Origin of the sequence: Clostridium sp. AWRP (assembly GCF_004006395.2) — a bacterium.
Classification (GTDB): domain Bacteria; phylum Bacillota; class Clostridia; order Clostridiales; family Clostridiaceae; genus Clostridium_B.
The window spans coordinates 4,279,610-4,302,129 of sequence record NZ_CP029758.2; the positions used below are offsets into that span (position 1 = coordinate 4,279,610).

Consider the following 22,520-nt stretch of genomic DNA (forward strand, 5'->3'; position numbering starts at 1 on the left):
TCTCCAAAGTTCCTACTTCACAGATAAGTCGACTTAATCAAATAAATACTTTTATCTAAAACTAAAAAAATCTTTTGCTTCAGCTAAAATGGAACTATATTAAGTTATAGCTCCATTTTGGTTAAAATCATTTTTAACCAATTACTTTTTCAACTGTTTTAATAATAGCCTCTATGCTTGGAAATAGACTTGGAAATTTAGCCTCTTTATTTTCAACAAATATTACCCCATCTTCTTTAAGTGTTTTCACATTTCTTTGTACACTTGGTTTGCTGTACATTTTCGGATTAATATGAGTTGCAAAAATAATAGGTGCACTTGTTGACAATAGATTTGTAGTAAGAAGATTATCTGCTATTCCATTTGCTGCTTTTCCAACAGTATTAGCAGAAATTGGTGCAACAAGCATTAAGTCAGATTTAAAGGACAGCGACTGATGATTCATATCATAGGCCTTTGGGAGTTCAAATTGCTCAATCTGGATAGGCGTTCCTGCCTCTCTCTGTACCATAAGCGGTGTAACAAAATTAGCTGCATTTGTCGTCATAATTACATGCACCTGTGCTCCACCCTTTTTCAATTCTTTAATTAACGTAAGTGACTGGTTTGCCGGGCTGCATGCTGTGATCCCTAAAGTTATTATTTTTCCTGATAACATATTTACTCCTCCATTTTCTTATAATTTATTATTTCATCAATTACTTACACAATAATATAAATTCTACAAATTAACCCAAACTCCTCTACGAATAACCAAATTTGTAAAATCTATTACTCTAAACGAAATGTATCCTTTTATTACATATTGTCAGAAAACTTTAAAGCCTTTTGTTGGTACTCACGCAAGAAAAATAGTTTCAATAGGTGTATTGTGGAAATATCTTAAAACTAAGGCACATATTATTGATATTATTTACTAATGTCAATAAAAAAAAGTGGCGAATGCCACTTTTTCATATTTCTAAACTAGTTTACATTTTAATAAGTTTATTTCAACATCTCTTTTACTTTTTCAAAATCATAATCTGGTGAGATAGATGAGATACCTTTCATTTGAGTTTGAGCTGGAACATCTTCCGGGATTTTAAACAACTTATAGAAATCTTTTAGTTCCATTTTTAAAGATTTAGCTGCCTCCTGAATAGTCATAGAACCTTTAATACCACTTATATCAATTTTATTTGAGTCATTTTCAATTTTAGATGTTTCTTTTACCGTAGTTTCAGTTCCACCAGCTTTTGCTTTGGCTGCATCAAAATCATAACTTGGTACTTGCTTTGAAATTTCTTTTAGTTTAGTCCCTTTAGATACACTTTCTGGTATATCAAGTTTTTCGTACACTTCCTTAAGAGATATACCTGCTGCCACTGCTGTTTCTTCTATAGAGTAATATCCTTTGACCTCTGAAATGGATACAGTTTGTCCCTTTTTCAAAGTCTCTGGCATTATTTGATAATTCCCAGTTGCCTGAGCTATTAGTATAGTTCCAAAGAACAAACCAACCACAATTGAAATTATTGCTAAAGGATGAAGAGTTTTTTTAGCTGTCTTCACCTCAAGTGCTCCCCTTTTAGGACATGCTATAACACATTCATTACAATTTATACATTCTGCACTAGTAACTTTAACTGCTTTCTCTATGTCAATATTGACAGGGCAAGCCTTATTACATGCTTTACAATGAATACAAAGATTATCATTTCGTTCAACTTTTGTAGGGCTTATCTTACCAATTATTCCATAGAAGGCCCCAACAGGACATAGGTATTTACAAAAGAATCTGTCATATATTAATGATCCAATTATTGTTATTGCTAAAAGTATAAATCCAATAATAGCAGTAGGGTCTTCCTTAATTGTATCAGTAAAGGATGATAGATGAGAATATGCTGAGTATGGATCATATGGTGACATCCAGAGAGTACCCATGTACCATGCCATTCCCACAGTAACAAGTAAAATTACATACTTCAAATATCTTAATGGTCTATCAATTTTCTGTGGTATAACATACCTTCTTTTAAATATTTTTTGTCCTATCCTTCCAAATACCTCTTGTAAAGCACCAAAAGGACAAAGTAAACCACAAAAGCTTCTTCTAAATAGTACTGCAATGACTATAGTCAAACTTAGCAAAATTACTGTACCCAAATATATTTTCTTAATAAAACTACCCATAAAGAGCAAAGTATACAAACTTTCGAGAGCTCCAAAAGGACAAAGCGCATGTATAGAGGGAGACTTACCTCCACCTAAGACCTGATGCAGATATGATTCATAAGTCACCCAAACAAGCAATCCTATTATCACAAAAAGTCTAGACCATTTTGCAACTTTATTCCAATTCATGTAAGGCACCCCTTTATTATATAATATTTTAATTTATTTATATCCAATACTAGAAGAATAAACTAAGAGTTTCTTCCCTAGTATCGGACATCTTATAGAGAGGATACTTATTTGTTCATGCCTCTTCCTGCTCCCATTCCATTTCCCATTCCTGCACCTTTGCCCATGCCGTGACCCATACCACTTCCTTGACCAAATCCTGCACCATATTTTTTACCAACTTGTTCACTTCCAGTACCATCACAAGCAGCTTGGTTAGTCTTTACAGCATTGTAAATTTCATCAGCCTTTTCCTGAGTAATATTGCCATCCTTTACACGCTGGTCAAGGACCGCTTTCTTCTGATCCAACATCTGTGTTTTAAATTCTTCTAACTTTCCAGCTTCATTTGCAATTGTACCAAAAGTCTTTCCAGCTGTATGCTCTTTATAAAGGTCTTCCACTGTTTTTCCTGTAAGCCCAGACACAACTTCTGCTGGTGTTTTTGATGTTGCCGCATAAACAGCACTTGCTGAACCTATCGCACCTACTATAGTTAATGCTGCTACAAATTTTTTAAAATTTTTCATAATATATACACTCCTTATAATTTAATTTTGTTTTCGTTATCTTATGTTTTTATTATAAGGGGCAATTGTGATAAAATTGTGATAGAAAGTTAAAAGAAGAATGAAAATTGACTAATACAAAATAGTCAGTAGTTATTTCTTAAGTTCAAACCAAAAAGTAGTTCCAACACCTAGTTTGCTATAAACACCATACTGCTCTTGATGAGCTTCAAGTATACTTTTAACAATAGCAAGCCCCAGTCCTGTTCCAACCATCTTTCTTCCACTTGTCTTCTCAGCTTTATAGTACCTATCCCAAATATGATTGATATCCTCTTCTGGAATACCATGGCCTGTATCCGAAATCTCTATTCTAATAAAATCTTTGACATCAAGGGCCTTAACAATTATTAAGCCACCTTCTTGTGTATGATTAATTGCATTATTTATGAGATTATGTAATACCTGTTCTATTCGTGGTTCATCCGCTAATACCATCATATTATTATCATATTGGGTTTCAATTTTAACCCCAGTTTTTTCCGCTATAATATCATATCGTTTAGTTACATCTTTTATTGTTCTATTTATTAGAAAACACTTCTTGTTTAAGGACAAATATCCTGCTTGCAGTTGTGATAAATTTAGAATATCATCTACAATTCCACCCAAGCGTTCAGATTCCTCAATGATGATTTGAAGCTGCTTATTACGCTTTTCTGGAAAATTTCCACTCACATCCTTTATTGTTTCAGCATATCCTCTAATAAGACTCAGAGGGGTTCTTAATTCATGAGATACATTTGCAATCAGGTCTTTACGAAGTTGATCAATTTTTGAAAGCTCCTGCCCCATGAAATTGATAGTCTCTGCAAGTCTGCCTATTTCATCTTTGCTCTTTGACTTGATTCTGTCAGAAAAATCACCGGACGCCATTTTTTCGGACACCTTCTTAATTTCAAGAATTGGTTTGGTAAATGTTTTCGATATAATAAACGAAATAATAATTGCTGCTGCAAGAAGTATTACAGATATATACATTAGCTGTCTTTTCAATATTGAGACAGTATCTTCCACAGGAGCCATCGGCATATTGATAAAAAAAGCACCTGCCAATTGTCCATTTACTTTATAAGGAATTCCAATTAGCATAAACTTATTTCCAAACCGTGGATGAGATAAGGGAATAGTAACTTCTTTGCCACTCTTGATTTGCTGAAATGCCTCAATTCTAGCACTATTTCTCATCATTGGCATTTGTCCGCTTGAGCCAGTGACACCCGACATATATAAAATGTTTCCTTGTAAATCAATAAGCTCAATGCTAATATTATTCTTAAATGCAAAAGCATCAGCCCTATTTTTAAATTCATTTTTGTTTCCATCAGCAAGTAATCTAATAATTGATGCCCCTTCTTGTTTTACATCTGATATTCTTATACTTGAGTAAAAGCTTCCAAGAAACACAATTTGAAAAAACCATAAAAGTATCAAAACAGTCATTACAAGCATCATCATTCCAGCCCAAAGCTTAAGACCAATACTTTTCATTTCTTGACACCTACCTCAAATTTATAACCTGTTCCCCAAACGGTAACAATAAATTTCCTATACTGTTTCAAGCTTTCACGAAGCATCTTAACATGACTATCAACTGTCCTATCATCACCAGTAAAATCATATCCCCATACTTCTGTAAGAAGCTGTTCTCTTGAAAATACTCTATTGGTATTTTTAGAGAAGAAGTTTAAAAGTTCATATTCTTTTGGTGTTAGACCTATTATTTCTCCATCTACATATACATTTCTTGAATCGTACTCTATTATAAGTCCTTCAAAGACTGCTTTATTTTCTTTCTGTGTTTCAATTTGATGTGCAGCACTTCTTCTTATAATGGCTTTCATTCTAGCCAGCAGCTCCTTGGGGCTAAATGGCTTTACTATGTAATCATCTACTCCTAATTCAAAGCCAAACAATTTGTCATACTCTTCCCCTCTTGCTGTAAGCATAATCACAGGAACATGGGATGATTTTCTGATTTCACGGCATACACTCCAGCCATCCATTTTAGGCATCATAACATCAAGTATTATAAGAGAATATTCATTTTGTTTAAAAAGATTTATAGCATCCGTTCCATCTGAAGCTTCATCAATAATGTAACCTTCTAGGCTAATATATTCTTTAATCATCTCCCTAATACGTTCTTCATCATCTACTATCAAAATTCTTTCATCAGTCATTAACAACACCTCTATAAGTTAATATATCCTTTATATAAACTTATTAGTAATATTAGCATCATTCTGTAATTGAAATGGTAGCTTAGATGATTTCACTATATAAAATAAGAAATGGATGGAATCTGGTTAAGCATCTAGAGAAAAGATATATCACTTAAGGGAAGAAAAATGAGCTGGTCTATTAAAGGTGCAAATAATCTGGCTAAGATACTAGCTGAAAAAGCAAGCAAAAGAATATATAAGGTAATAGATGAAGTTTGCTGTGGGGTTATTTTAACTGAATTTATAATGGAAAATTTTAACAAAGAAATTTCCCATTAGAACTTGACACAAACGAAAATAACTTGTTTTGGCAGTTGTGGACAATTTGTGGTAATATTAAGTATAATGTTATAACTTAACAAGATTATATAAAAGGAGGATTGAAAGCGTATGCTTAATCCCATCGTTATTGTTGCATAGCAAAGGTTATTGCAACAATCAGTTAAAAAGCAAAACTAAGATGTGAATATAGCCTTTGCTATTCCTAATCAAAAGAAAACCTTTAGGAGGGCAAAATGAGCTATAAGAAAGCAATTTATATACTCCCTGATGATTTGCTTAAACAGGTGCAGAAATATGTAGATGGTGAGTTTATATATATTCCCAGAAAATCATGCAATAAAAAAGAATGGGGAGCCAGAACCTCTACCCGCAAAGAATTACAGCAGCGAAATACACAGATTTATGAAGATTATTTGGCAGGTCACAGTTCACAAGATTTATCTGAAAAATATTTTTTATCCTTGAAAAGTATAGAAAGGATAATACGGGAACAAAAAAATAGTAATTAACTTTCAGAATGAGCCAATACAGTTTTGTTACTGTATTGGCTCATTTTCTTTTACTAACTGTCTTTAAGGTTTAGCTTTATGTGACCAGATGGTAAAATTGAAGTATAAAAATAACCAAGTTTTTAGCAGTCATTTAGCTGATTATAAACTTATTATACAAGGAGGACTTATGATGAAAAAGTTTTGTGACAATCCACCTGTTATCTTCCCTATTAATTGCTAATAGGAAGGAGAAATTTTCATGCAAAAGATAACCTGGGATATACAGTATTTATCCCAACCACCTGCAATTAGGTATTGTAAGAAGTGTGGTAAAAAGACAGATCATCTTTGCTCCGGTTCATTCCGGATAAATGCACAACGCAAATATTTAGATATATGGTTAATCTATAAATGTTCAGATTGCGATTCTACCTGGAATATGACTATCTACTCTCGTATAAATCCTAAAAGGATTGCACCCGAAATATTAGATGGTTTTTATAGTAACAATGGAGATCTTGCCAAAAGATATGCTATGGATACAGAGTTAATACGGAAGAATGGAGCCGAAGTTGGACTTCCAAAGTATAAAATACTAGGGCCCAATATTAACTTCAACACTCCTACAGAATTGCATATAAAAAACTACTTCCCATCTCGAATTAAAGTAGCTGCTTTGCTTCGGGAAAAATTTAATTTATCTAAAAATGCTTTTGAACAGATGATAACTAGCGGATCAATTCGAAGCACTAGCAGACTTGATTTAAAAAAATGCAGATTGCAAGAAGATGTTATATTGATTATTGATAAATGGACAATTGAAAACCAAGCCGTTTCTGCATAAGCATTGCAAGAATTGAAATTTAGAGTAATATTTATAAAGACTTAAAAACATATCAAGGACTTACTGTAGTAAAGTAACAGTACTTGATATGTTTTTAAGAAAAATGCTAATTAATAAATCAATTGCACATTACACCCACTTTACTTAACACTATTATTTTTCATATAATTTTGTGTCCATGGGCAATAACAAATACTTTTTTAAATCCAAATCTATCACTTAAATATCCTGTTGACGGTATAGTAACTCCCAATGTCAATGTATACGCACTTATCACCCACTGTATTTGATCAAGTGATACCCCTTCATTATTACTTATGAAATATTTTTGTACCTTTTCATCATAGTGTAGCTCTATGATTTCTAGTAGTTTATGGAAATTACTGAATGAATCTTTTACAACTTCATATGGTATGTTTACTGAATCATTACTTTCCAATTCTTTTAGTATCTGCAACCTACATTTGGATTACAGGTCTATCTCAGTAGTTATATTGTCCATTCTTTGTGCCAAATTTTGTTTATCTATTGTGCTATCTTCTACAATTCGAAGATTCTGTTTTCTAGGTTTCTTACGCTCTTTATTAGTTGTTCCTGCTCCCTTTCCAGCAGCATTATTACGTTTTTTCTTTTCTTATATAAAATAAGAACTTGATATACTCAATTTCTAAGTATATCAAGTTCTGTATTTAAAAAAACCTAAATATATTTTTTACTATCTATTCTACCGTAACTGACTTGGCCAAGTTCCTAGGCTTATCCACATCGCAGCCTTTCTTTATAGAAATATAATATGCTAAAAGCTGCAGAGGAATTACGGAAAGTACTGGTGCAAATATATCATTTACTTTTGGAAGATACATTACAGAATCAACTGCCTTGCTAACTTCGTCACTGCCTTCAAAAGCAAAAGCCAATACATTAGCTCCCCTTGTAGTCACTTCCTTAATATTACTTATCATCTTCTCAACTAAATATCCTTGAGTAGCTCCTGCAATTACTACAGTTCCATCCTCAATAAGAGCTATAGGTCCATGCTTTAATTCTCCGCCAGCATAAGCTTCAGAATGAATATAAGATATTTCCTTAAGCTTTAAAGAACCTTCTAATGCAACGGCATAATCCAATCCTCTTCCAAGGAAAAATACATCCTGTTCTTTATAAATCTCTTCTGCAAATTCTTGTATAATGTCCTTATTTGAAAGAACTTTTTCTGCCTTAATAGGAAGTGTAAGCATCTCATTTTTTAATTCTTCCATCTTTTCTTCGCTTATAGTTCCCTTGTGCTGTGCAAAGAATAATGCAATTATATACATTGATATAAGCTGTGTTACATAAGCTTTTGTAGATGCAACTGCTATTTCAGGTCCAGCCCAAGTATAAAGCACATCATCTGCTTCTCTGGACACAGAGCTTCCTACTACATTTGTTACAGCTATTACTCTAGCACCTTGTGCCTTTGCTTCCCTCAAAGCTGCTAAAGTATCTGCTGTTTCTCCAGACTGGCTTATAATTATCATAAGTGTTTTTTCGTCTATTATAGGATTTCTATATCTAAACTCTGAAGCAATATCTACTTCTACAGGCATCCTAACCAATTTTTCTATTACATATTTCCCAACTATTCCTGCATGATAGGCAGTTCCACAAGCTACTATATATATTTTATTTATATTCTCAATTTGCTCTTTAGTTATCTTTATGTCATCTAACGTTATAGGTTTCCCTGGCATAATTCTTGATGTCATTGTATCTTTGATTGCCTTTGGCTGTTCGTGTATTTCCTTCATCATGAAATGATCAAATCCACCTTTTTCAGCTGCATTTGCACTCCAGGTAACATGGTATACATCTCTCTTTATTTCCTTTTTATCTTCTGATAAAAGTTTTACACCATCTTTAGTTATGACAACAAATTCATTGTCATTTAAAAGATATATGTCTCTAGTATGATTTAATACAGCAGGTATATCTGATGCTATATAATACTCATCTTTTCCAAGTCCTACTATAAGAGGGCTGTCCTTTCTTACTGCTACTAATTTTCCAGGTTCTTTTGAGCAGATAACTCCTACAGCATAGCTTCCCTTTATCTTAGATATTGCACGCATAACTGCTTCAACTATATCACCTTTGTAAAAATATTCTATGAGCTGTGGAATAACTTCAGTATCAGTTTCAGATACGAACTTATATCCCTTTGAAGTGAGCCATTCTCTAAGTTGTACATAATTTTCTATTATACCATTATGAACTACACTTATAGTTCCGTCCTGGCTGTTATGCGGATGAGCATTTAGATCAGACGGTTTTCCATGAGTTGCCCACCTTGTATGTCCTATACCTACTATTCCTTTTAGAGGATGTTCTGACAATTTATTTTCAAGGTTTTTAAGCCTTCCTTTACATTTTACTACATTGATATGATCATTATCTATTATGGCAACACCTGCAGAGTCATAACCTCTGTATTCAAGTTTACTTAGTCCTTCAACCAAAATAGATGATGCTTGTTTCTTTCCAACAAATCCAACAATTCCGCACATAATCAATTCTTCCTTTCACATTTTAATATAATAAATCATAATTTACCTACAAAACACTGCGGCTTTATCAATAAAAAATTGTTAAGCAAATAAAACCTGCATTGTTATTAAAATTTTACAGGTAAATATATTTTTGGAATCATAAATTTTGATTCCTATTAAAGGTTTTAACACCAAACTGATGTTGTATCAGAAATCACTTCCTGGTTTTATCAGTTGTTAACGGTAGTGCGATACCGTGGGGCACCCGCCGAAGATTCGATACTCCCCATCCTCGTCAGCTCAAAGTGTTGTTTAAATTAAACCTTGAGCTCTGGCGCTTTATATTCATATTTTTCTTAAATTCAACCACCTTCTTTTTTAAATATAACAGTATTAAAAACCTGTCAATCTATTATATTCTTTAATCTTATTTTATGTCAACTAGATAGATAAAATTAACTTTTTGTTCTTATTTTTATATTATGGAATTTAGATTGGAATGTGCTATATACTCTGAAAATTGTAAATTTATAAATAAACCGCCTTCAAATTTTTCTTTAAAGGCGGTTTTTTTTAACTGTGTTTTTTAAACACTATTAAATCATCTTCTAATTTATCTTGATTTCCAAGTGTAGCATAATGTCTTTGTAAAACTCCTGTAAGTTCCCAATCTTCCTTACCATACTTATTTAATTTTTCTTCTAAGTTTAAATTATCAGTTGAATTTAAAAAACGCTCCACTGTAAATATTCTATATTGCCACGACATTGGACTCACTCCTCTAATAATTTATATCTTAATTATTAGAGTGTCCAATTTTTAATATATTTAAAACATTTAATTTTTACAAGTAAAATACACTTTTAAATTCAATTACAGTACTCTTTTATATTTTTAATTCACTTTTGATTCAATAAGTTCAGCCAATTTATGCGCAATTTTATCTATTTCACTTTGATTTTGACCTTCCAACATGACTCTTACTAATGGTTCCGTTCCCGAAGGTCTTATAAGCACTCTTCCACAACCATCTAATTTTTCTTCTATTTTCTTTATCTCAGATATTATTTCTTCATCTTCTGCATATATATTCTTTTTATCATTTGGAACATTAGCATTTGCAAGTACTTGAGGTAAATTTTTCATCATAGAAGCACATTCAGATAACTTCTTTCCAGTCTTTTTTACTATAGAAGCTATTTGCAGTGCTGTTACAAGTCCATCTCCTGTAGTATTATAATCCAGCATAATTATATGGCCTGACTGTTCTCCACCTAATTTATAGCCTTGTTTTTTCATCTCTTCAAGCACATACCTGTCTCCAACTTTAGTCTTTACAGTACTCATTTGCTCTTTTTTGAGTGCTATATCAAGTCCAAGATTACTCATTACAGTAACTACTACCACATTTTTATAAAGTTTTCCTTCATCTTTTAAATGCTTTCCTATTATAGCCATTATAAAATCTCCATTTATGAGATTTCCCTTTTCATCCACTGCAAGACATCTATCTGCATCTCCATCAAAAGCAAGTCCTAAATCATAACCTTCTTTTACTACAGTTTGCATAAGTTCTTCAGGGTGAGTTGAACCACATTTTCTATTTATATTTATTCCATCAGGATCATTATTTATAACTTTCACTTCCGCTCCCAATTCCTCAAAAGCTTTTACAGAGGTTACATAAGATGCTCCATTTGCACAATCTAAAACTACTTTTAAGCCCTTCAAATCTATATCTATAGTGGATTTTGCAAATTCTACATAGTCTTTTAGTGCTTCTCCCGTTTCCACTACTTTTCTTCCAATTTCAGCTCCAATAGGCATAGATACATCTTTAAAATTGCTTTCAATTACTTCCTGTATCCTATCTTCTAATTCATCTGAAAGCTTATATCCTTCACTGTTAAAAAATTTTATTCCATTATATTCTACAGGGTTATGGGAAGCAGATATAACTACTCCTGCATCCATTTTGTATTTTCTAGTCAAATAAGCAACTGCTGGAGTTGGTATTACCCCTACACAAACAGCTTCTGCTCCTACAGAAAGTATACCCGAAACCAGGGCACTTTCTAGCATATCTCCAGATATTCTTGTATCCATTCCAACTAATATCTTGGGTTTATGTGCCGTTTCTGTAAGCACATATGCTCCTGCCCGTCCTAATTTATATGCTAGTTCTGCAGTTAACTCCTTGTTTGCAATTCCTCTTACTCCATCAGTTCCAAACATTCTCTGCATATTATTAATACCTCTCTTATTAAAAGTTAATTTTTCTATAGGTTATCACACTAAATCTAAAATCGGTGTTCCTCTCTTACTTTAAAGATATTCATCTTTTATTATATTACATTAAAAATTTTTCCACAACGCAATTTTTAGCAAGCTAAATTTAAACACCTGTAATGAAGATTTTCTTTAATATTTAAATGAAAGAAAATCCTCCATAACTATTAATTTTTAATTATATTTATAAAAGTGGACTGTATTTTTGTATTATACTCTCTGCAGTTTTTAATCCATCTACTGCCGCTGATATTATACCTCCTGCAAAACCTGCACCTTCTCCACAAGGATATAATCCTTCTAAAGATATACTCTCAAAGTTACTGTTTCTCATCATTCTTATTGGAGATGAAGTTCTACTTTCAATGGCTGTCATTACACCATTTCCTTCAGAAAATCCTTTTATCTTTTTTTCAAAATCAATAAATCCCTCTTTTAATGCAGATGAAACAGCGGATGGCAAACACTTTCTAAGATCTCTAAATTCATATCCGGGCTTGTAAGTAGGTTTTACTTCTCCAGCTTTATTTGAAACCGTGTCATTTAAAAAGTCTTTAATTAACTGTACTGGAGCAGCATAATTACCTCCTCCTAATTTATAAGCCAAATTTTCATAATGCCTCTGAAATTCCATTCCTTTTAGAGGGGAATTTCCTTCAAAATCCTTTTCTCCCACAGTTACAACTACTGCAGAATTTGCATTTTCAAAGTCTCTTTTATAGTAACTCATTCCATTTGTTACGAGCCTATTTTCCTCTGAAGCTGCCGCAATTACTTCCCCTCCGGGGCACATACAAAAACTGTAGACTCCTCTTCCATCTTTACTATTATAAGCTAGCCTATAATCTGCAGCTTTTAATTTAGGATGATCTGCGAATTTCCCATATTGATTTACATTTATCATATGCTGGGAATGTTCTACTCTAACTCCTATAGCAAATGCCTTAGGTTCTACTACAACATCTTTTCTTAATATCATTTCATAGGTGTCTCTTGCACTATGCCCTATAGCCAATATTAAATTGTCGCAGCCTATCTCATTTCCATTTACTAATACTGCCTTTAATTTTTTATGCTCTATTATTAAATTATCCAATTTACTATCAAATAGTATATCTCCGCCTAATTCAAGTATTCTATTTCTTATATTTTTTACGATTATTTTCAAATTATCCGTTCCCAAATGGGGCTTTCCATTATGAATAATCTCTTCTGGAGCTCCATATTTTACAAAAGCTTTCAATATAAATTGACATCTCTCATCTTTTATCCTAGTAGTTAATTTTCCATCTGAAAATGTCCCTGCCCCACCTTCTCCAAACTGTATATTGGATTCTAAATTTAACTTTCCACTTTTCCAGAACTCATCTACAGTTTTTGTTCTATCTTCAACTTTTTGTCCCCGTTCTATTACAATCGGCCTATAACCATTTTCCGCTAGCAAGAGGCCCGCAAACATACCTGCAGGTCCCATGCCAACAACTATAGGTCGATATTTCATTTTTTTTGTACCTGAAACTAATTTTTCTTCTGCTACCTCTTCTTCTATCTTTATATTCCCATCTCTGATTTTTGATACAATTTTTCTTTCTCCATCACAGGTTAATTCAACAGAATAGTTAAACCTTATATTGTTTTTTCTTCTGGCATCCAGAGACTCTCGAAGTATTTTAAAATCTTTAATATCTTTCTCATTTATTTTAAGCTTTTTTGCAGCTTTATTTTTTAATTCTTCTATACTTTCATCTATGTTTATGCTTAAATTATTTATCCTAATTGCCATTTTGTACCTCCGACGTTTTTTTCTTAATTTCTATGCTAATTTTTTGTGGGTCTTGTGATACCAAAGATACCCCCTGAGGCATAGATACAACTACATTTACCGTATGAGTGCCTTCTGAGAGAGAACTTGCATCCACAAAACAACTTATATTATTTCGATTTAGACTATTTATATTATTAGTAGGTCCATTAAATACTGCAGATACACTGTTGCTGCCTAAGCTAGCCGTATACCCGGTATTTAAATTTCTAACCTGTATATTAAGGTTTATTGTTTTTTGACCACTTTTATCGGAAGAAGCTGCCGCATCATTGTTTATATTTATATTTAATTCTACCTTACCTGAGTTATTAACTAATTTTACCCCTTTAGGTACTACTAGCTTAACTTCTATACTACCTGAACTACCAATTTTACTTAAGTCAACTGGCTCTGTATCTAAACTACTTATTTTCTTTATTACATCTTCATCTCCAGATACATCTACTTTATCTGGATTGCTTACTATTGAATTAGGCACTGATCCATTTCCCATATTTCCTTGAATTTTTACGTTTACAGGTACAGTCTTTACTTTTCCTATTGGTACAGTAACTTTAATAGGAGATGGATTTATTGTAACATCCTTTACCACATTTCCAAATGAGTCCTGAGCCTGAAGCTTAACAAATGTATTTACATCATTTGTAGCATATTTCACATCACATGCCGCTGCAGCATACTTTACACTATTTACCGCATCTTGCGCTCCGCTTATTTCCACTTTGTCTGTACTTAAGACAGGATCTAGTGCATAATATCCTTCTTTGGGTTTACCTAATACTCCTATTCTTACAGGCACATTTTTCTGTTTTAATTCATCAAGTTGTACTTTTATCCATAAATTTTCATTATTTAGTATACTTATGCTATCAGGACTTTTCTTTATCTCTACAGGTATATTATTTTCCCCTTTTTTCATAACATAGGCATTTAAATCTGATTGTAATTTAAAGTCTGATGGTTTTACCGAGTATACATTGGAGGCATTACCCTTTATTAAAAGAGATATACTAGCAGGCTGATTATCTACCTGTACAAGTTTTGATTGAGCAAGCGCATCTTTATTCACTATGGTAACAGGTACCACAATCTTTCTTTCCCTCATAGGATCTTCTACATTGAATATGTACAGCCATAGAATAAATGATGCTATTACACAGCATATTTTTACTAGGATTTGGTTCCTTTTATTTTTTCTTTCCACCCAATCACCCTCTCTCTCCATGTATCCTTTTTCTGAAACCTATTTTTCATTATATTTATAAGAACTTTTTTCAACCTATCCTTTGTATAATTTCTTGTAATCTTTCCATTCATGGCAAGAGAGATAGTACCAGTCTCTTCTGAAACCACTATGATAAGTGCATCAGAATTCTCTGATATACCAATTGCAGCCCTATGTCTTGTACCTAACTTTTTGTTTAAATCGTTATTACTAGTAAGCGGCAAAAAACATCCTGCTGAAACTATTCTATTATTTCTTATTACAGCTGCCCCATCATGCAGTGGAGTATTTACTACAAATATATTTTCTAGAAGTGCAGATGATACCAAAGCATCTATCTTAGTCCCAGTATTTATTATATCTCCAAGTCCAGTAACTTGTTCTATTACAATGAGTGCCCCTGTTTTGCTTTCAGATAAATTCCCTACTGAATTTGCAATTTCTGTTATAACCTTTTCCATAGTCTCTTCATCCTCTAAAATGTGCTTATCATTAAAAGCGGTTCTTCCTAACTGTTCCAATGCCCGACGAATTTCCGGTTGAAATATAATAACAATAGAAAGGACACCTATGGTCAAAGTCTTGGTAAGTATCCAATTGAGCATAGTTAAATTGAAAAAGCTGCTTATCGGTATAAGAAATATTATTAGTATAATTCCCTTTAAAAGCTGTTCAGCTCTAGTTTCTTTTATAAGCATATATCCCTTATAGAGTATATATGATACTACTAATATATCCATAACGGAGGATACACTTATATTCCTTATTGAATTAGCTGTCATTTGCAATAATTCCACCCATCTCACCACCCTGTCAATAAATATATATTTAAATTATACACTATTTGATATTGTTTATATCACGTAATAAATTATTTTATAAAATTTTAATAAAATGCATTTTTATCGTATTTTATTTTTTTATATGGGTACAATATCATTAGCCTAAGTTTTACTAAAAACGCGGGGAAACCAGTAACATTGGGGTGAATCGTATTTACGTAGGTTATGCCTTTACCGAACCCGTCAGCTAACCCCGTCGGTAATAAGGAGAGGATTAGATTGAAAAAAATTTTTTGTTTAATACTTTTTTCTTTGCTGTTACTTATTCCTTTTTCTAACGTAACTGCAAAGAATTTTACCAGTGCCAGTTCCGATTCATTTAACGGACAGGAAGAAGTCGTGCAAGTATTTAATTGTTCTGATCAAAAGATATATATAACTCAGAATGATGTTGATTTAATGGCCAAAGTTGTTTATGCTGAGAGCAATTCAGAACCTTTTGAAGGCCAGGTAGCAGTAGCTTCCGTAATACTAAACAGATTAAAATACCCTGAGTTTCCAAAGACAGTAGAAGGCGTTATAAAACAAAGGGGTGCTTTTTCCTGCGTCAAAAACGGTACTGTAAATGTATCTCCAAATGAAAGTAGTTATAGTGCAGTTTCTCAGGCTCTAAAGGGTATAGATCCTTCAGGTAAATCCATTTTCTTTTATAATCCCCAAATAGCCACATCTCAATGGATGAAAAACATAGATAAAAGAAATATGAAAACTATAGGGCATCATGTATTTTTTGTAGCTAACTAAAAAAGCCACCTCATCTTTTTTTAAAGATGAGGTGGCTTTTTTAATTAATTTTTGTCAATATAAGAAACAGCATTTAATGCTGCTACCTGTCCCTGTCCTGCGGCTTTCATATACTGATAAGGTTTCCCCACACAATCTCCTGCTGCAAAACAACCTTCAATATTTGTCTTCATATTCATATCTACTTTTATGTGTCCATTTTCCATAATAAGTCCCGGCACCAATTTATCTGGTGCTATGCTATCCTTTAAAACAAACACTCCATCTGTAACTATTTCCTTGCTTTTCAAAATTACCTTTTCTACTTTATTTCCTCCAGATATCTCTACGACCTTATCTCTTACTATTTCTATATTTTCATTTAAGTCTAAGCTTTCTTTATACATTGGTATATAGTATATTTTTTTAGCAAGTTCATTTACATAATTGGCTTCTGCTTCAGCTTCTTTATTATACCCTATTATAGTAACGATCTTTCCTTTATAAAGGGGTGCGTCACAGGTAGCACAATATCCAACTCCCTTGCCAAGGAATTCTTCTTCTCCTTTTAATGGTTTTGTATATTCAATGCCAGTTGCCAATATAACTGCACTTGCTTCATACATTTTTTCATTTACAGCAACGCCAAAATATTGTCCCATAGCATATATAGTATTTATTCTTTCATAAGTTATATTTATCCCCATGTTTGTTACGTGCTGCTGAAATCTATGTTTTAACTGTACTCCTGTTATACCAGGAAACCCCAGGTAATTATCTATTTTAGGTGCTTTTATCAATTTACCACTGAGCTCACTGCTTCCAAAAACAATTATATTCTTATTTCTTATTTTTGCATTAATTGCTGCTGACAGTCCCGCAGGACCGCTGCCTACTATAGCAATATCATATCTAGTATCCATATACTATCACCTCCAGTTTTTATTTTCTAATTTCATAGTTAAAATGACAAATCAACTAAATTGTCAATTTGTCATTTTAAGAAATAAGGCATTTGAAAGAAAATAACAAGTCAAAGATGCGACGAATATTTTTTATCAGACAAGGAGGCAGGTTCCGCAGATAGTGAATCCTATCTAAGGGTTCTACCAACGCAGTATGATAAAAAATAGGCTAGCATACTGACTAGTTATTTCTTTGAAAATGCCTAAACAGAATTTAAACTATATATGTTTTTTCAAAGCATCTTTTATTGCATCTTTTGGTCTGAATCCAACAAATTTATCTACCATATTTCCATCTTTAAATACCATTACAGTTGGAATACTTGCAATTTTAAATTGCGCTGCTGTAACAGGATTCTCATCTACATTTAACTTAAAGAATTTTGCTTTTCCCGACAACTCATCTGAAACTTCTTCTATTACAGGAGAAAGCATTTTACATGGTCCACACCATGAAGCCCAGAAATCTACAACTACAGGAGTAGGTGCATTTTCAATTGATTGTGAAAAATTTTGATCTTTTATTTCCTCTACCATTATTTGCCCTCCTTATACCCCATAGGGGTATTATTTTTAATTATATTTTATAATATATTATCTACTAGGTCAATGTTTTTAATCCGTAAATTTAATAAAAAAACAAAAGTTTTAGTCATTTATCAAATTACTTATTATAGAATTATTGTAAATAGAATTAGGATACTTATCTACCAATACTTGAGCATATTTTTTTGCTTGTGACTTATCTCTATCTTTATATATAATGGCAAGCCTATACAGTACAGTTTCTTCATAATCCCCATTAGAAAAGCTTTTATCATATTGAATATAATAATTTATAGCATTTTTTGTATCTCCTGATGAATCTAAAGTTGTGGCAAGCATATATACTATGTCAGCATAAAGATAATTTTCACTTCCAAACTCGTAAGCTTTTGTGAGATAAGCTTTGGCATTATTATAATCTTTACTATTTAAATAATTAGTTCCTAACTTATAAAAATAAGCAGAACCTTCTTCCTTTAAGAGATTGGTACCTTCTGAAAGAAGTGCTCCTTCATCAGCACTTAATTGTTTATCTTTCCACTTTTTAACCTCTATGTATATAGAATCATAATCTTTATTTTGTATATAACCTTTAAATTTTTCCTGTGGAAAAACTTCTTTAATAGTTTCAACTTTCGGTTTAGCCTTATTGCTTACATCTGAAACCTTTTGTCCACTATTTTTAACAGTAGAAGTTTTTACTTTTGCCAAATTTTTATTAAGCAAATTTTTATTTTTGACACCATTAAAAATCAACACAATTAAAATTACCGAACATATTACACTTGCTGAAATAAAAGCTACCTTTTTAAGTGGGAACTTTTTCTTTACTATATTTAAATCTTCAAGCATCTTCATGGTCTTTTTAGCTTCATCATTGTTTACATCAACTTTTAATACATTATTTAATTTTTCCAGTGCATTTTTATACTCTCCCTTTTTTATATAACAAAGGGCACTATAATTATTTACTTTAATATAATTAAAATCACTTTCAGCACACTGCTTAAGTAACTTAAGTGCTTCATTTATTTTTAATTCTCTAATTAACCTTAAAGCCTTTACATACAAACTGAATCGAACATCATCTTCCTTTAAAGAACCGAGATATTTTTCTGAAACCCCATCTCCATTAACTTGATGGTTCATCTTCCAAAGTTTTTGAGCTTTGTCTAAATCACCCTTAAGATAAAATAAAAGTCCCTTAAGATTAATAGATGCCCTATTTTTTATATTTAAAGATATACTTTCTTCACAAAGTTCTATTGCTTTATCTATATACCCATCATTATATTTTTTTAGAGCCTTATTGTATATTTTCTGAGACTTATCCATTTATCGTATATACCACTTTCCCATTAGAATTTTTAACTTCCATCTTATTATTTGAATTTGTGCTAAAAGAATTTATAGTCCAATCTTCTACATGACATTTATTATATACATCATCTTCATATACATTGACTTTTAAGTTTACAATATTTCCATTTTTCTCTGCAGACATTATCTGTTGCTTTTTACTTGGCATCTTTATTAAGATTTCATTATCCCCTGTATCTACATTTAGCATATAAAGGTCTCCACCTTTTGAAATGGATCCACTTGAATATCCTATAACCACCAATAAATTTTTATCATCAGCCCATTCCAAGTATTTCGGAGATAATTTAGCGTTGTTTTCAATTTGAAAATTATAAACTTTCTGAGGACCTTTTATGATTATTTTCCCTGTACCTTCTTCTAAAGCTTCATTGCCTTTCCCCTCTATACAAGCATTGTAGCTTCCGCTTGTGTTACTTTTCCAAGGAGTATTAAAGTTAACTGTAGAATTATCATCCATTTCTTTCTTTATAAATTTTATTCCGCTTGAACTTTTAACAGCAGTAGAAGAAGTTTTCATTTCCTCCTTTGGTTTTTGAGTTTCCTTATTATTATTTGCATTGGTTGAGTCTATTTTTTTACTATTAGTACTACCGCTACTTTGAGTGGAAGTAGAATTGCCTTTGCTGTCAAAACAGGCTGTAAGTCCTAAAGTAAAAATAACTAATAATGAACACATTATAAAACTCAATCTATTATTTTTCATGTATAATATATTCCTCCTTGTATAAAATTATATTGTTATTTTTCGGGCTATGCAGTCTTAGTCATTTTCAAATTAATAACCAGTCAGTATACTAGCCTATTTTTTATCATACTGACTTAATATTTAATTAAATTATACCATAATAATTCTATGCTAAAAACTACTGGTATGCTATTCTACCAGTAGTTTTTAATATTACTTTTTCATTATAAGTTCTTTTGCTTTTAATATAGAGGAAGCACTCATAGAGAATTCATCCAATCCGTATTCTACTAAAGTTTCAACGGCATTTTCATCTCCAGCCATTTCTCCGCACATTCCACATATTTTTCCCTGCTTATGTGCAGCCTCTATAGTCATTTTTATAAGTTTCAAAACTGCTGGATGCATTGGATTGTAGAGATACGCTACTTTTTCATTCATCCTATCTGCCGCTAAAGTATATTGTATTAAATCATTAGTTCCAATACTGAAAAAGTCCACATACTTTGCAAGTTCATCTGAATTTACTGCCGCTGCAGGTATTTCTACCATTATTCCTGTTTGTAAATCTTTATTAAAACTCTTTCCCTCTTTAGCAAGTTCATCCATACACTCTTTTAATATTTCCTTAGCCTTTAAAAATTCTTCCAAAGAACTTATCATTGGAAACATTATTCTTAAATTTCCAAAAACAGATGCCCTCAAAAGAGCTCTTAGCTGAACTTTAAATATATCCGTTCTGTCCAAACAAAGCCTTATAGCTCTGTACCCTAAGAAAGGATTCATTTCCTCAGGTACAGGTAAATAGGAAAGCTTTTTATCTCCACCTATATCTAAAGTTCTTATAATTACAGGCCTTTTACCCATTTTCTCCACTACAGTTTTATAAGCATTAAATTGTTCCTCTTCTCCAGGCATACTTTCCCTATCCATATATAAAAACTCAGTTCTAAAAAGTCCTATGCCCTCACCGCCATTTTTTAGCACCTGATCTACGTCTTCTGGCTTACCTATGTTCCCAAAAACTTCTACTTTCTTTCCATATTTCGTAAATACTTCTACATCTATTAGAGCTTTAAGTTTTTCTTTTTCTTTATTATAATTTTCTTTTTTTATCTTATAAGCATCTAAAGTATCTTTATCTGGGTTTATTATAACTTCACCTTTTACTCCATCTACTATAATAAAATCTCCATTTTTAACTGAATCTGTTATATCGTTTAGTCCAACTACTGCTGGTATCTCAAGAGTTCTAGCCATAATTGCACTATGGGAAGTTCTTCCTCCAATATCTGTAACAAAGGCTATTACTTTGCTCTTATCCAGCTGTGCTGTATCTGAAGGAGTTAAGTCATGAGCTACAACTACCGTATTGTTTTCCATGTCAATTATAGAGGAGTTGTTTCCTGTAAGATTTGCAAGTATTCTACTACCTACATCTTTTATATCTGCTCCACGTTCTCTCATATACTCATCTTCCATAGCCTGAAAAGTTTTCATATACAAATCTACTATATCATAAAGTGCACTCTCTGCATTCACACGATCATTTACTATCTTTACTGTCACTGCACCTGCAAATTCTACATCATCTAAAAGCATGATATGACTTTCAAATACTTCTGCCTTATCTTTTCCTACTTCTTTTTCAGCTTTTGCCTTAATTTTCTCTAATTGACTTTTTGATAATTCAAGAGCTTTTTGAAATCTTTCCTTTTCTTGTATTACATCATCTATATGCTTTCTTTCTATACTTATTTCAGTTTTCCTTTTTACAACTACTTTTCCTATTGCATAACCTTTAGAAGCCGATATACCTTTTTTCATTTATTTTCCTCCTAAAACTGTATATTTATACAAAGTTATATATAAATGTTTCTATAAATATTTATTTTTTACATAATTATATCTCATATTCAAAAATTTTTAAATATATGTACTATAAATTAATCATTTCAATATAAAATATTACAATTTGGAAAATAACTGTCTAAGTTATGCATAAATAGTATCTATTTAATTAAATCCTGAAATTGACTTGAATCTTTTACAGGATCAAAATCCTTCTCTTCTCTAGCAATAGACTTAATATCTGGTGACATATCTACGGCTATCTTTAAAAATTTAACCGTATTTTCAACGTCTCCCCGTCTGCCATATATACTAGCCTTTCCATAATAACTCCAAATATAATTTTCTATCTCTAAATCTTTATCATACCAATTAAGTGCATCATCATATTTGGCATAAAGTTCATAAGCTAAGGCTTTATTGAACCTAGCGTATCCAAAATTAGGATTAATTTCAAGTGCCTTATCTATATTTTTCATACCTTCTTCATAGTTATTACTGTAACATAATGCTATACCCTTTATATTATAGGCCTTATAAAATTCCTTATCCTTATTTATAATTTCATCTGCTTTGGCAATAGCATCAGAATACTTTTTATTACTAAAAAGCTTTTGTGCTTCATCATATTTTTTATCTTCATCCTTTTTCCCGTCTGCAGGTTTTATAACTGAATTTTCTGTTATATTATTAGATTTTTGTATAACGTTTTCATTCCTTTTATCCATATAGATGTCTTTTCCTATAAGGGCTATGGAAAATATACAAAGAACACAAAATATTACGACTTTAGTCTTTAAAGAAAATTTCCCAAATAATCTGGAACTTATTCTTTTTCTATTTTTAAGAGCCATTTACT

Annotated in this window: 22 protein-coding genes and 1 riboswitch; of the genes, 4 read left to right on the top strand and 18 right to left on the bottom strand. The window is 31.9% G+C overall.

The window, feature by feature from the left end:
- Positions 1 to 133: 133 nt before the first annotated feature.
- The 5 genes from DMR38_RS19965 to DMR38_RS19990 form a co-directional block, all read right to left on the bottom strand.
- Entirely contained in the window at positions 134 to 658 is a 525-nt protein-coding gene (locus tag DMR38_RS19965; RefSeq protein ID WP_127723311.1) for a flavoprotein, read from the bottom strand.
- 329 nt (positions 659 to 987) lie between these two features.
- Positions 988 to 2,349 carry a 4Fe-4S binding protein gene (locus DMR38_RS19975; protein ID WP_127723313.1) on the bottom strand — a complete coding sequence of 454 codons (1,362 nt, stop codon included), beginning with the start codon at positions 2,347 to 2,349 and terminating at the stop codon, positions 988 to 990.
- 107 nt (positions 2,350 to 2,456) lie between these two features.
- Complete coding sequence (locus DMR38_RS19980) at positions 2,457 to 2,918, bottom strand: DUF2680 domain-containing protein (protein ID WP_127723315.1); 462 nt, start codon at positions 2,916 to 2,918, stop codon at positions 2,457 to 2,459.
- A 132-nt stretch (positions 2,919 to 3,050) separates the two neighbouring features.
- Positions 3,051 to 4,448, bottom strand: coding sequence for an ATP-binding protein (locus DMR38_RS19985; protein ID WP_127723317.1), 1,398 nt, complete (start codon positions 4,446 to 4,448; stop codon positions 3,051 to 3,053).
- Positions 4,445 to 5,140 carry a response regulator transcription factor gene (locus tag DMR38_RS19990; protein ID WP_127723319.1) on the bottom strand — a complete coding sequence of 232 codons (696 nt, stop codon included), beginning with the start codon at positions 5,138 to 5,140 and terminating at the stop codon, positions 4,445 to 4,447. The genes DMR38_RS19985 and DMR38_RS19990 overlap by 4 nt, the downstream gene beginning before the upstream one ends.
- A gap of 168 nt (positions 5,141 to 5,308) precedes the next feature.
- Between DMR38_RS19990 and DMR38_RS22035 the strand changes: the two genes are divergently transcribed.
- From DMR38_RS22035 to DMR38_RS20000, 3 genes are all read left to right on the top strand, one after another.
- A complete protein-coding gene (locus tag DMR38_RS22035) occupies positions 5,309 to 5,461 on the top strand; it encodes a hypothetical protein (protein WP_175413078.1) in 153 nt (50 codons plus the stop codon).
- 236 nt (positions 5,462 to 5,697) lie between these two features.
- Complete coding sequence (locus DMR38_RS19995) at positions 5,698 to 5,973, top strand: CD3324 family protein (RefSeq protein ID WP_127723321.1); 276 nt, start codon at positions 5,698 to 5,700, stop codon at positions 5,971 to 5,973.
- A gap of 241 nt (positions 5,974 to 6,214) precedes the next feature.
- Positions 6,215 to 6,799 carry a DUF1062 domain-containing protein gene (locus tag DMR38_RS20000; RefSeq protein ID WP_127723323.1) on the top strand — a complete coding sequence of 195 codons (585 nt, stop codon included), beginning with the start codon at positions 6,215 to 6,217 and terminating at the stop codon, positions 6,797 to 6,799.
- A 160-nt stretch (positions 6,800 to 6,959) separates the two neighbouring features.
- On the opposite strand, the gene DMR38_RS20005 is transcribed toward DMR38_RS20000, so the two are convergent.
- The 7 genes from DMR38_RS20005 to cdaA form a co-directional block, all read right to left on the bottom strand.
- Positions 6,960 to 7,256 (bottom strand): MFS transporter, encoded by a 297-nt coding sequence (locus DMR38_RS20005; RefSeq protein WP_243124378.1) that lies wholly within the window; start codon positions 7,254 to 7,256, stop codon positions 6,960 to 6,962.
- A gap of 262 nt (positions 7,257 to 7,518) precedes the next feature.
- A complete protein-coding gene (glmS, locus tag DMR38_RS20010) occupies positions 7,519 to 9,345 on the bottom strand; it encodes a glutamine--fructose-6-phosphate transaminase (isomerizing) (protein ID WP_127723325.1) in 1,827 nt (608 codons plus the stop codon).
- A gap of 555 nt (positions 9,346 to 9,900) precedes the next feature.
- Entirely contained in the window at positions 9,901 to 10,095 is a 195-nt protein-coding gene (locus tag DMR38_RS20015) for a DUF4177 domain-containing protein (protein WP_013240632.1), read from the bottom strand.
- Between the two features lie 126 nt (positions 10,096 to 10,221).
- A complete protein-coding gene (gene glmM, locus DMR38_RS20020) occupies positions 10,222 to 11,571 on the bottom strand; it encodes a phosphoglucosamine mutase (RefSeq protein WP_127723327.1) in 1,350 nt (449 codons plus the stop codon).
- Between the two features lie 229 nt (positions 11,572 to 11,800).
- Complete coding sequence (locus DMR38_RS20025; RefSeq protein WP_127723329.1) at positions 11,801 to 13,399, bottom strand: FAD-dependent protein; 1,599 nt, start codon at positions 13,397 to 13,399, stop codon at positions 11,801 to 11,803.
- Complete coding sequence (locus DMR38_RS20030) at positions 13,389 to 14,645, bottom strand: CdaR family protein (protein WP_127723331.1); 1,257 nt, start codon at positions 14,643 to 14,645, stop codon at positions 13,389 to 13,391. Before DMR38_RS20030 ends, DMR38_RS20025 begins: the two co-directional genes overlap by 11 nt.
- Positions 14,612 to 15,463: a diadenylate cyclase CdaA gene (cdaA, locus tag DMR38_RS20035; RefSeq protein WP_127723333.1), complete on the bottom strand. Its 852-nt coding sequence runs from the start codon at positions 15,461 to 15,463 to the stop codon at positions 14,612 to 14,614. Before cdaA ends, DMR38_RS20030 begins: the two co-directional genes overlap by 34 nt.
- A 134-nt stretch (positions 15,464 to 15,597) precedes the next feature.
- Positions 15,598 to 15,725, top strand: a riboswitch (cyclic di-AMP (ydaO/yuaA leader).
- A gap of 2 nt (positions 15,726 to 15,727) precedes the next feature.
- Between cdaA and DMR38_RS20040 the strand changes: the two genes are divergently transcribed.
- Positions 15,728 to 16,252: a cell wall hydrolase gene (locus DMR38_RS20040; RefSeq protein ID WP_127723335.1), complete on the top strand. Its 525-nt coding sequence runs from the start codon at positions 15,728 to 15,730 to the stop codon at positions 16,250 to 16,252.
- A 44-nt stretch (positions 16,253 to 16,296) separates the two neighbouring features.
- Here the strand turns inward: DMR38_RS20040 and DMR38_RS20045 are convergent, their stop codons facing one another.
- From DMR38_RS20045 to DMR38_RS20070, 6 genes are all read right to left on the bottom strand, one after another.
- Positions 16,297 to 17,154 (bottom strand): NAD(P)/FAD-dependent oxidoreductase, encoded by an 858-nt coding sequence (locus tag DMR38_RS20045; RefSeq protein ID WP_127723337.1) that lies wholly within the window; start codon positions 17,152 to 17,154, stop codon positions 16,297 to 16,299.
- 261 nt (positions 17,155 to 17,415) lie between these two features.
- A complete protein-coding gene (gene trxA / locus DMR38_RS20050) occupies positions 17,416 to 17,733 on the bottom strand; it encodes a thioredoxin (RefSeq protein ID WP_127723339.1) in 318 nt (105 codons plus the stop codon).
- A gap of 111 nt (positions 17,734 to 17,844) precedes the next feature.
- The gene (locus tag DMR38_RS20055; protein ID WP_127723341.1) at positions 17,845 to 19,077 is read right to left on the bottom strand and encodes a tetratricopeptide repeat protein; all 1,233 of its coding nucleotides are present in this window, start codon (positions 19,075 to 19,077) and stop codon (positions 17,845 to 17,847) included.
- Complete coding sequence (locus DMR38_RS20060; RefSeq protein WP_127723343.1) at positions 19,070 to 19,828, bottom strand: DUF4652 domain-containing protein; 759 nt, start codon at positions 19,826 to 19,828, stop codon at positions 19,070 to 19,072. Before DMR38_RS20060 ends, DMR38_RS20055 begins: the two co-directional genes overlap by 8 nt.
- A 195-nt stretch (positions 19,829 to 20,023) precedes the next feature.
- Positions 20,024 to 21,637 (bottom strand): phosphoenolpyruvate--protein phosphotransferase, encoded by a 1,614-nt coding sequence (gene ptsP / locus DMR38_RS20065; RefSeq protein WP_127723345.1) that lies wholly within the window; start codon positions 21,635 to 21,637, stop codon positions 20,024 to 20,026.
- Between the two features lie 185 nt (positions 21,638 to 21,822).
- Complete coding sequence (locus DMR38_RS20070) at positions 21,823 to 22,515, bottom strand: tetratricopeptide repeat protein (RefSeq protein WP_127723347.1); 693 nt, start codon at positions 22,513 to 22,515, stop codon at positions 21,823 to 21,825.
- Positions 22,516 to 22,520 lie beyond the last annotated feature (5 nt).

Coding starts and splice junctions, on each gene's coding strand:
- ptsP (WP_127723345.1), bottom strand. CDS start 21,637: ATGAAAAAAGGTATATCGGCTTCTAAAGGTTATGCAATAGGAAAAGTA.
- DMR38_RS20015 (WP_013240632.1), bottom strand. CDS start 10,095: ATGTCGTGGCAATATAGAATATTTACAGTGGAGCGTTTTTTAAATTCA.
- DMR38_RS19975 (WP_127723313.1), bottom strand. CDS start 2,349: ATGAATTGGAATAAAGTTGCAAAATGGTCTAGACTTTTTGTGATAATA.
- DMR38_RS19990 (WP_127723319.1), bottom strand. CDS start 5,140: ATGACTGATGAAAGAATTTTGATAGTAGATGATGAAGAACGTATTAGG.
- glmM (WP_127723327.1), bottom strand. CDS start 11,571: ATGCAGAGAATGTTTGGAACTGATGGAGTAAGAGGAATTGCAAACAAG.
- DMR38_RS20070 (WP_127723347.1), bottom strand. CDS start 22,515: ATGGCTCTTAAAAATAGAAAAAGAATAAGTTCCAGATTATTTGGGAAA.
- DMR38_RS19985 (WP_127723317.1), bottom strand. CDS start 4,448: ATGAAAAGTATTGGTCTTAAGCTTTGGGCTGGAATGATGATGCTTGTA.
- DMR38_RS22035 (WP_175413078.1), top strand. CDS start 5,309: ATGAGCTGGTCTATTAAAGGTGCAAATAATCTGGCTAAGATACTAGCT.
- DMR38_RS19995 (WP_127723321.1), top strand. CDS start 5,698: ATGAGCTATAAGAAAGCAATTTATATACTCCCTGATGATTTGCTTAAA.
- DMR38_RS20025 (WP_127723329.1), bottom strand. CDS start 13,399: ATGGCAATTAGGATAAATAATTTAAGCATAAACATAGATGAAAGTATA.
- trxA (WP_127723339.1), bottom strand. CDS start 17,733: ATGGTAGAGGAAATAAAAGATCAAAATTTTTCACAATCAATTGAAAAT.
- DMR38_RS20000 (WP_127723323.1), top strand. CDS start 6,215: ATGCAAAAGATAACCTGGGATATACAGTATTTATCCCAACCACCTGCA.
- glmS (WP_127723325.1), bottom strand. CDS start 9,345: ATGTGCGGAATTGTTGGATTTGTTGGAAAGAAACAAGCATCATCTATT.
- DMR38_RS20060 (WP_127723343.1), bottom strand. CDS start 19,828: ATGAAAAATAATAGATTGAGTTTTATAATGTGTTCATTATTAGTTATT.
- DMR38_RS19980 (WP_127723315.1), bottom strand. CDS start 2,918: ATGAAAAATTTTAAAAAATTTGTAGCAGCATTAACTATAGTAGGTGCG.
- DMR38_RS19965 (WP_127723311.1), bottom strand. CDS start 658: ATGTTATCAGGAAAAATAATAACTTTAGGGATCACAGCATGCAGCCCG.
- DMR38_RS20055 (WP_127723341.1), bottom strand. CDS start 19,077: ATGGATAAGTCTCAGAAAATATACAATAAGGCTCTAAAAAAATATAAT.
- DMR38_RS20045 (WP_127723337.1), bottom strand. CDS start 17,154: ATGGATACTAGATATGATATTGCTATAGTAGGCAGCGGTCCTGCGGGA.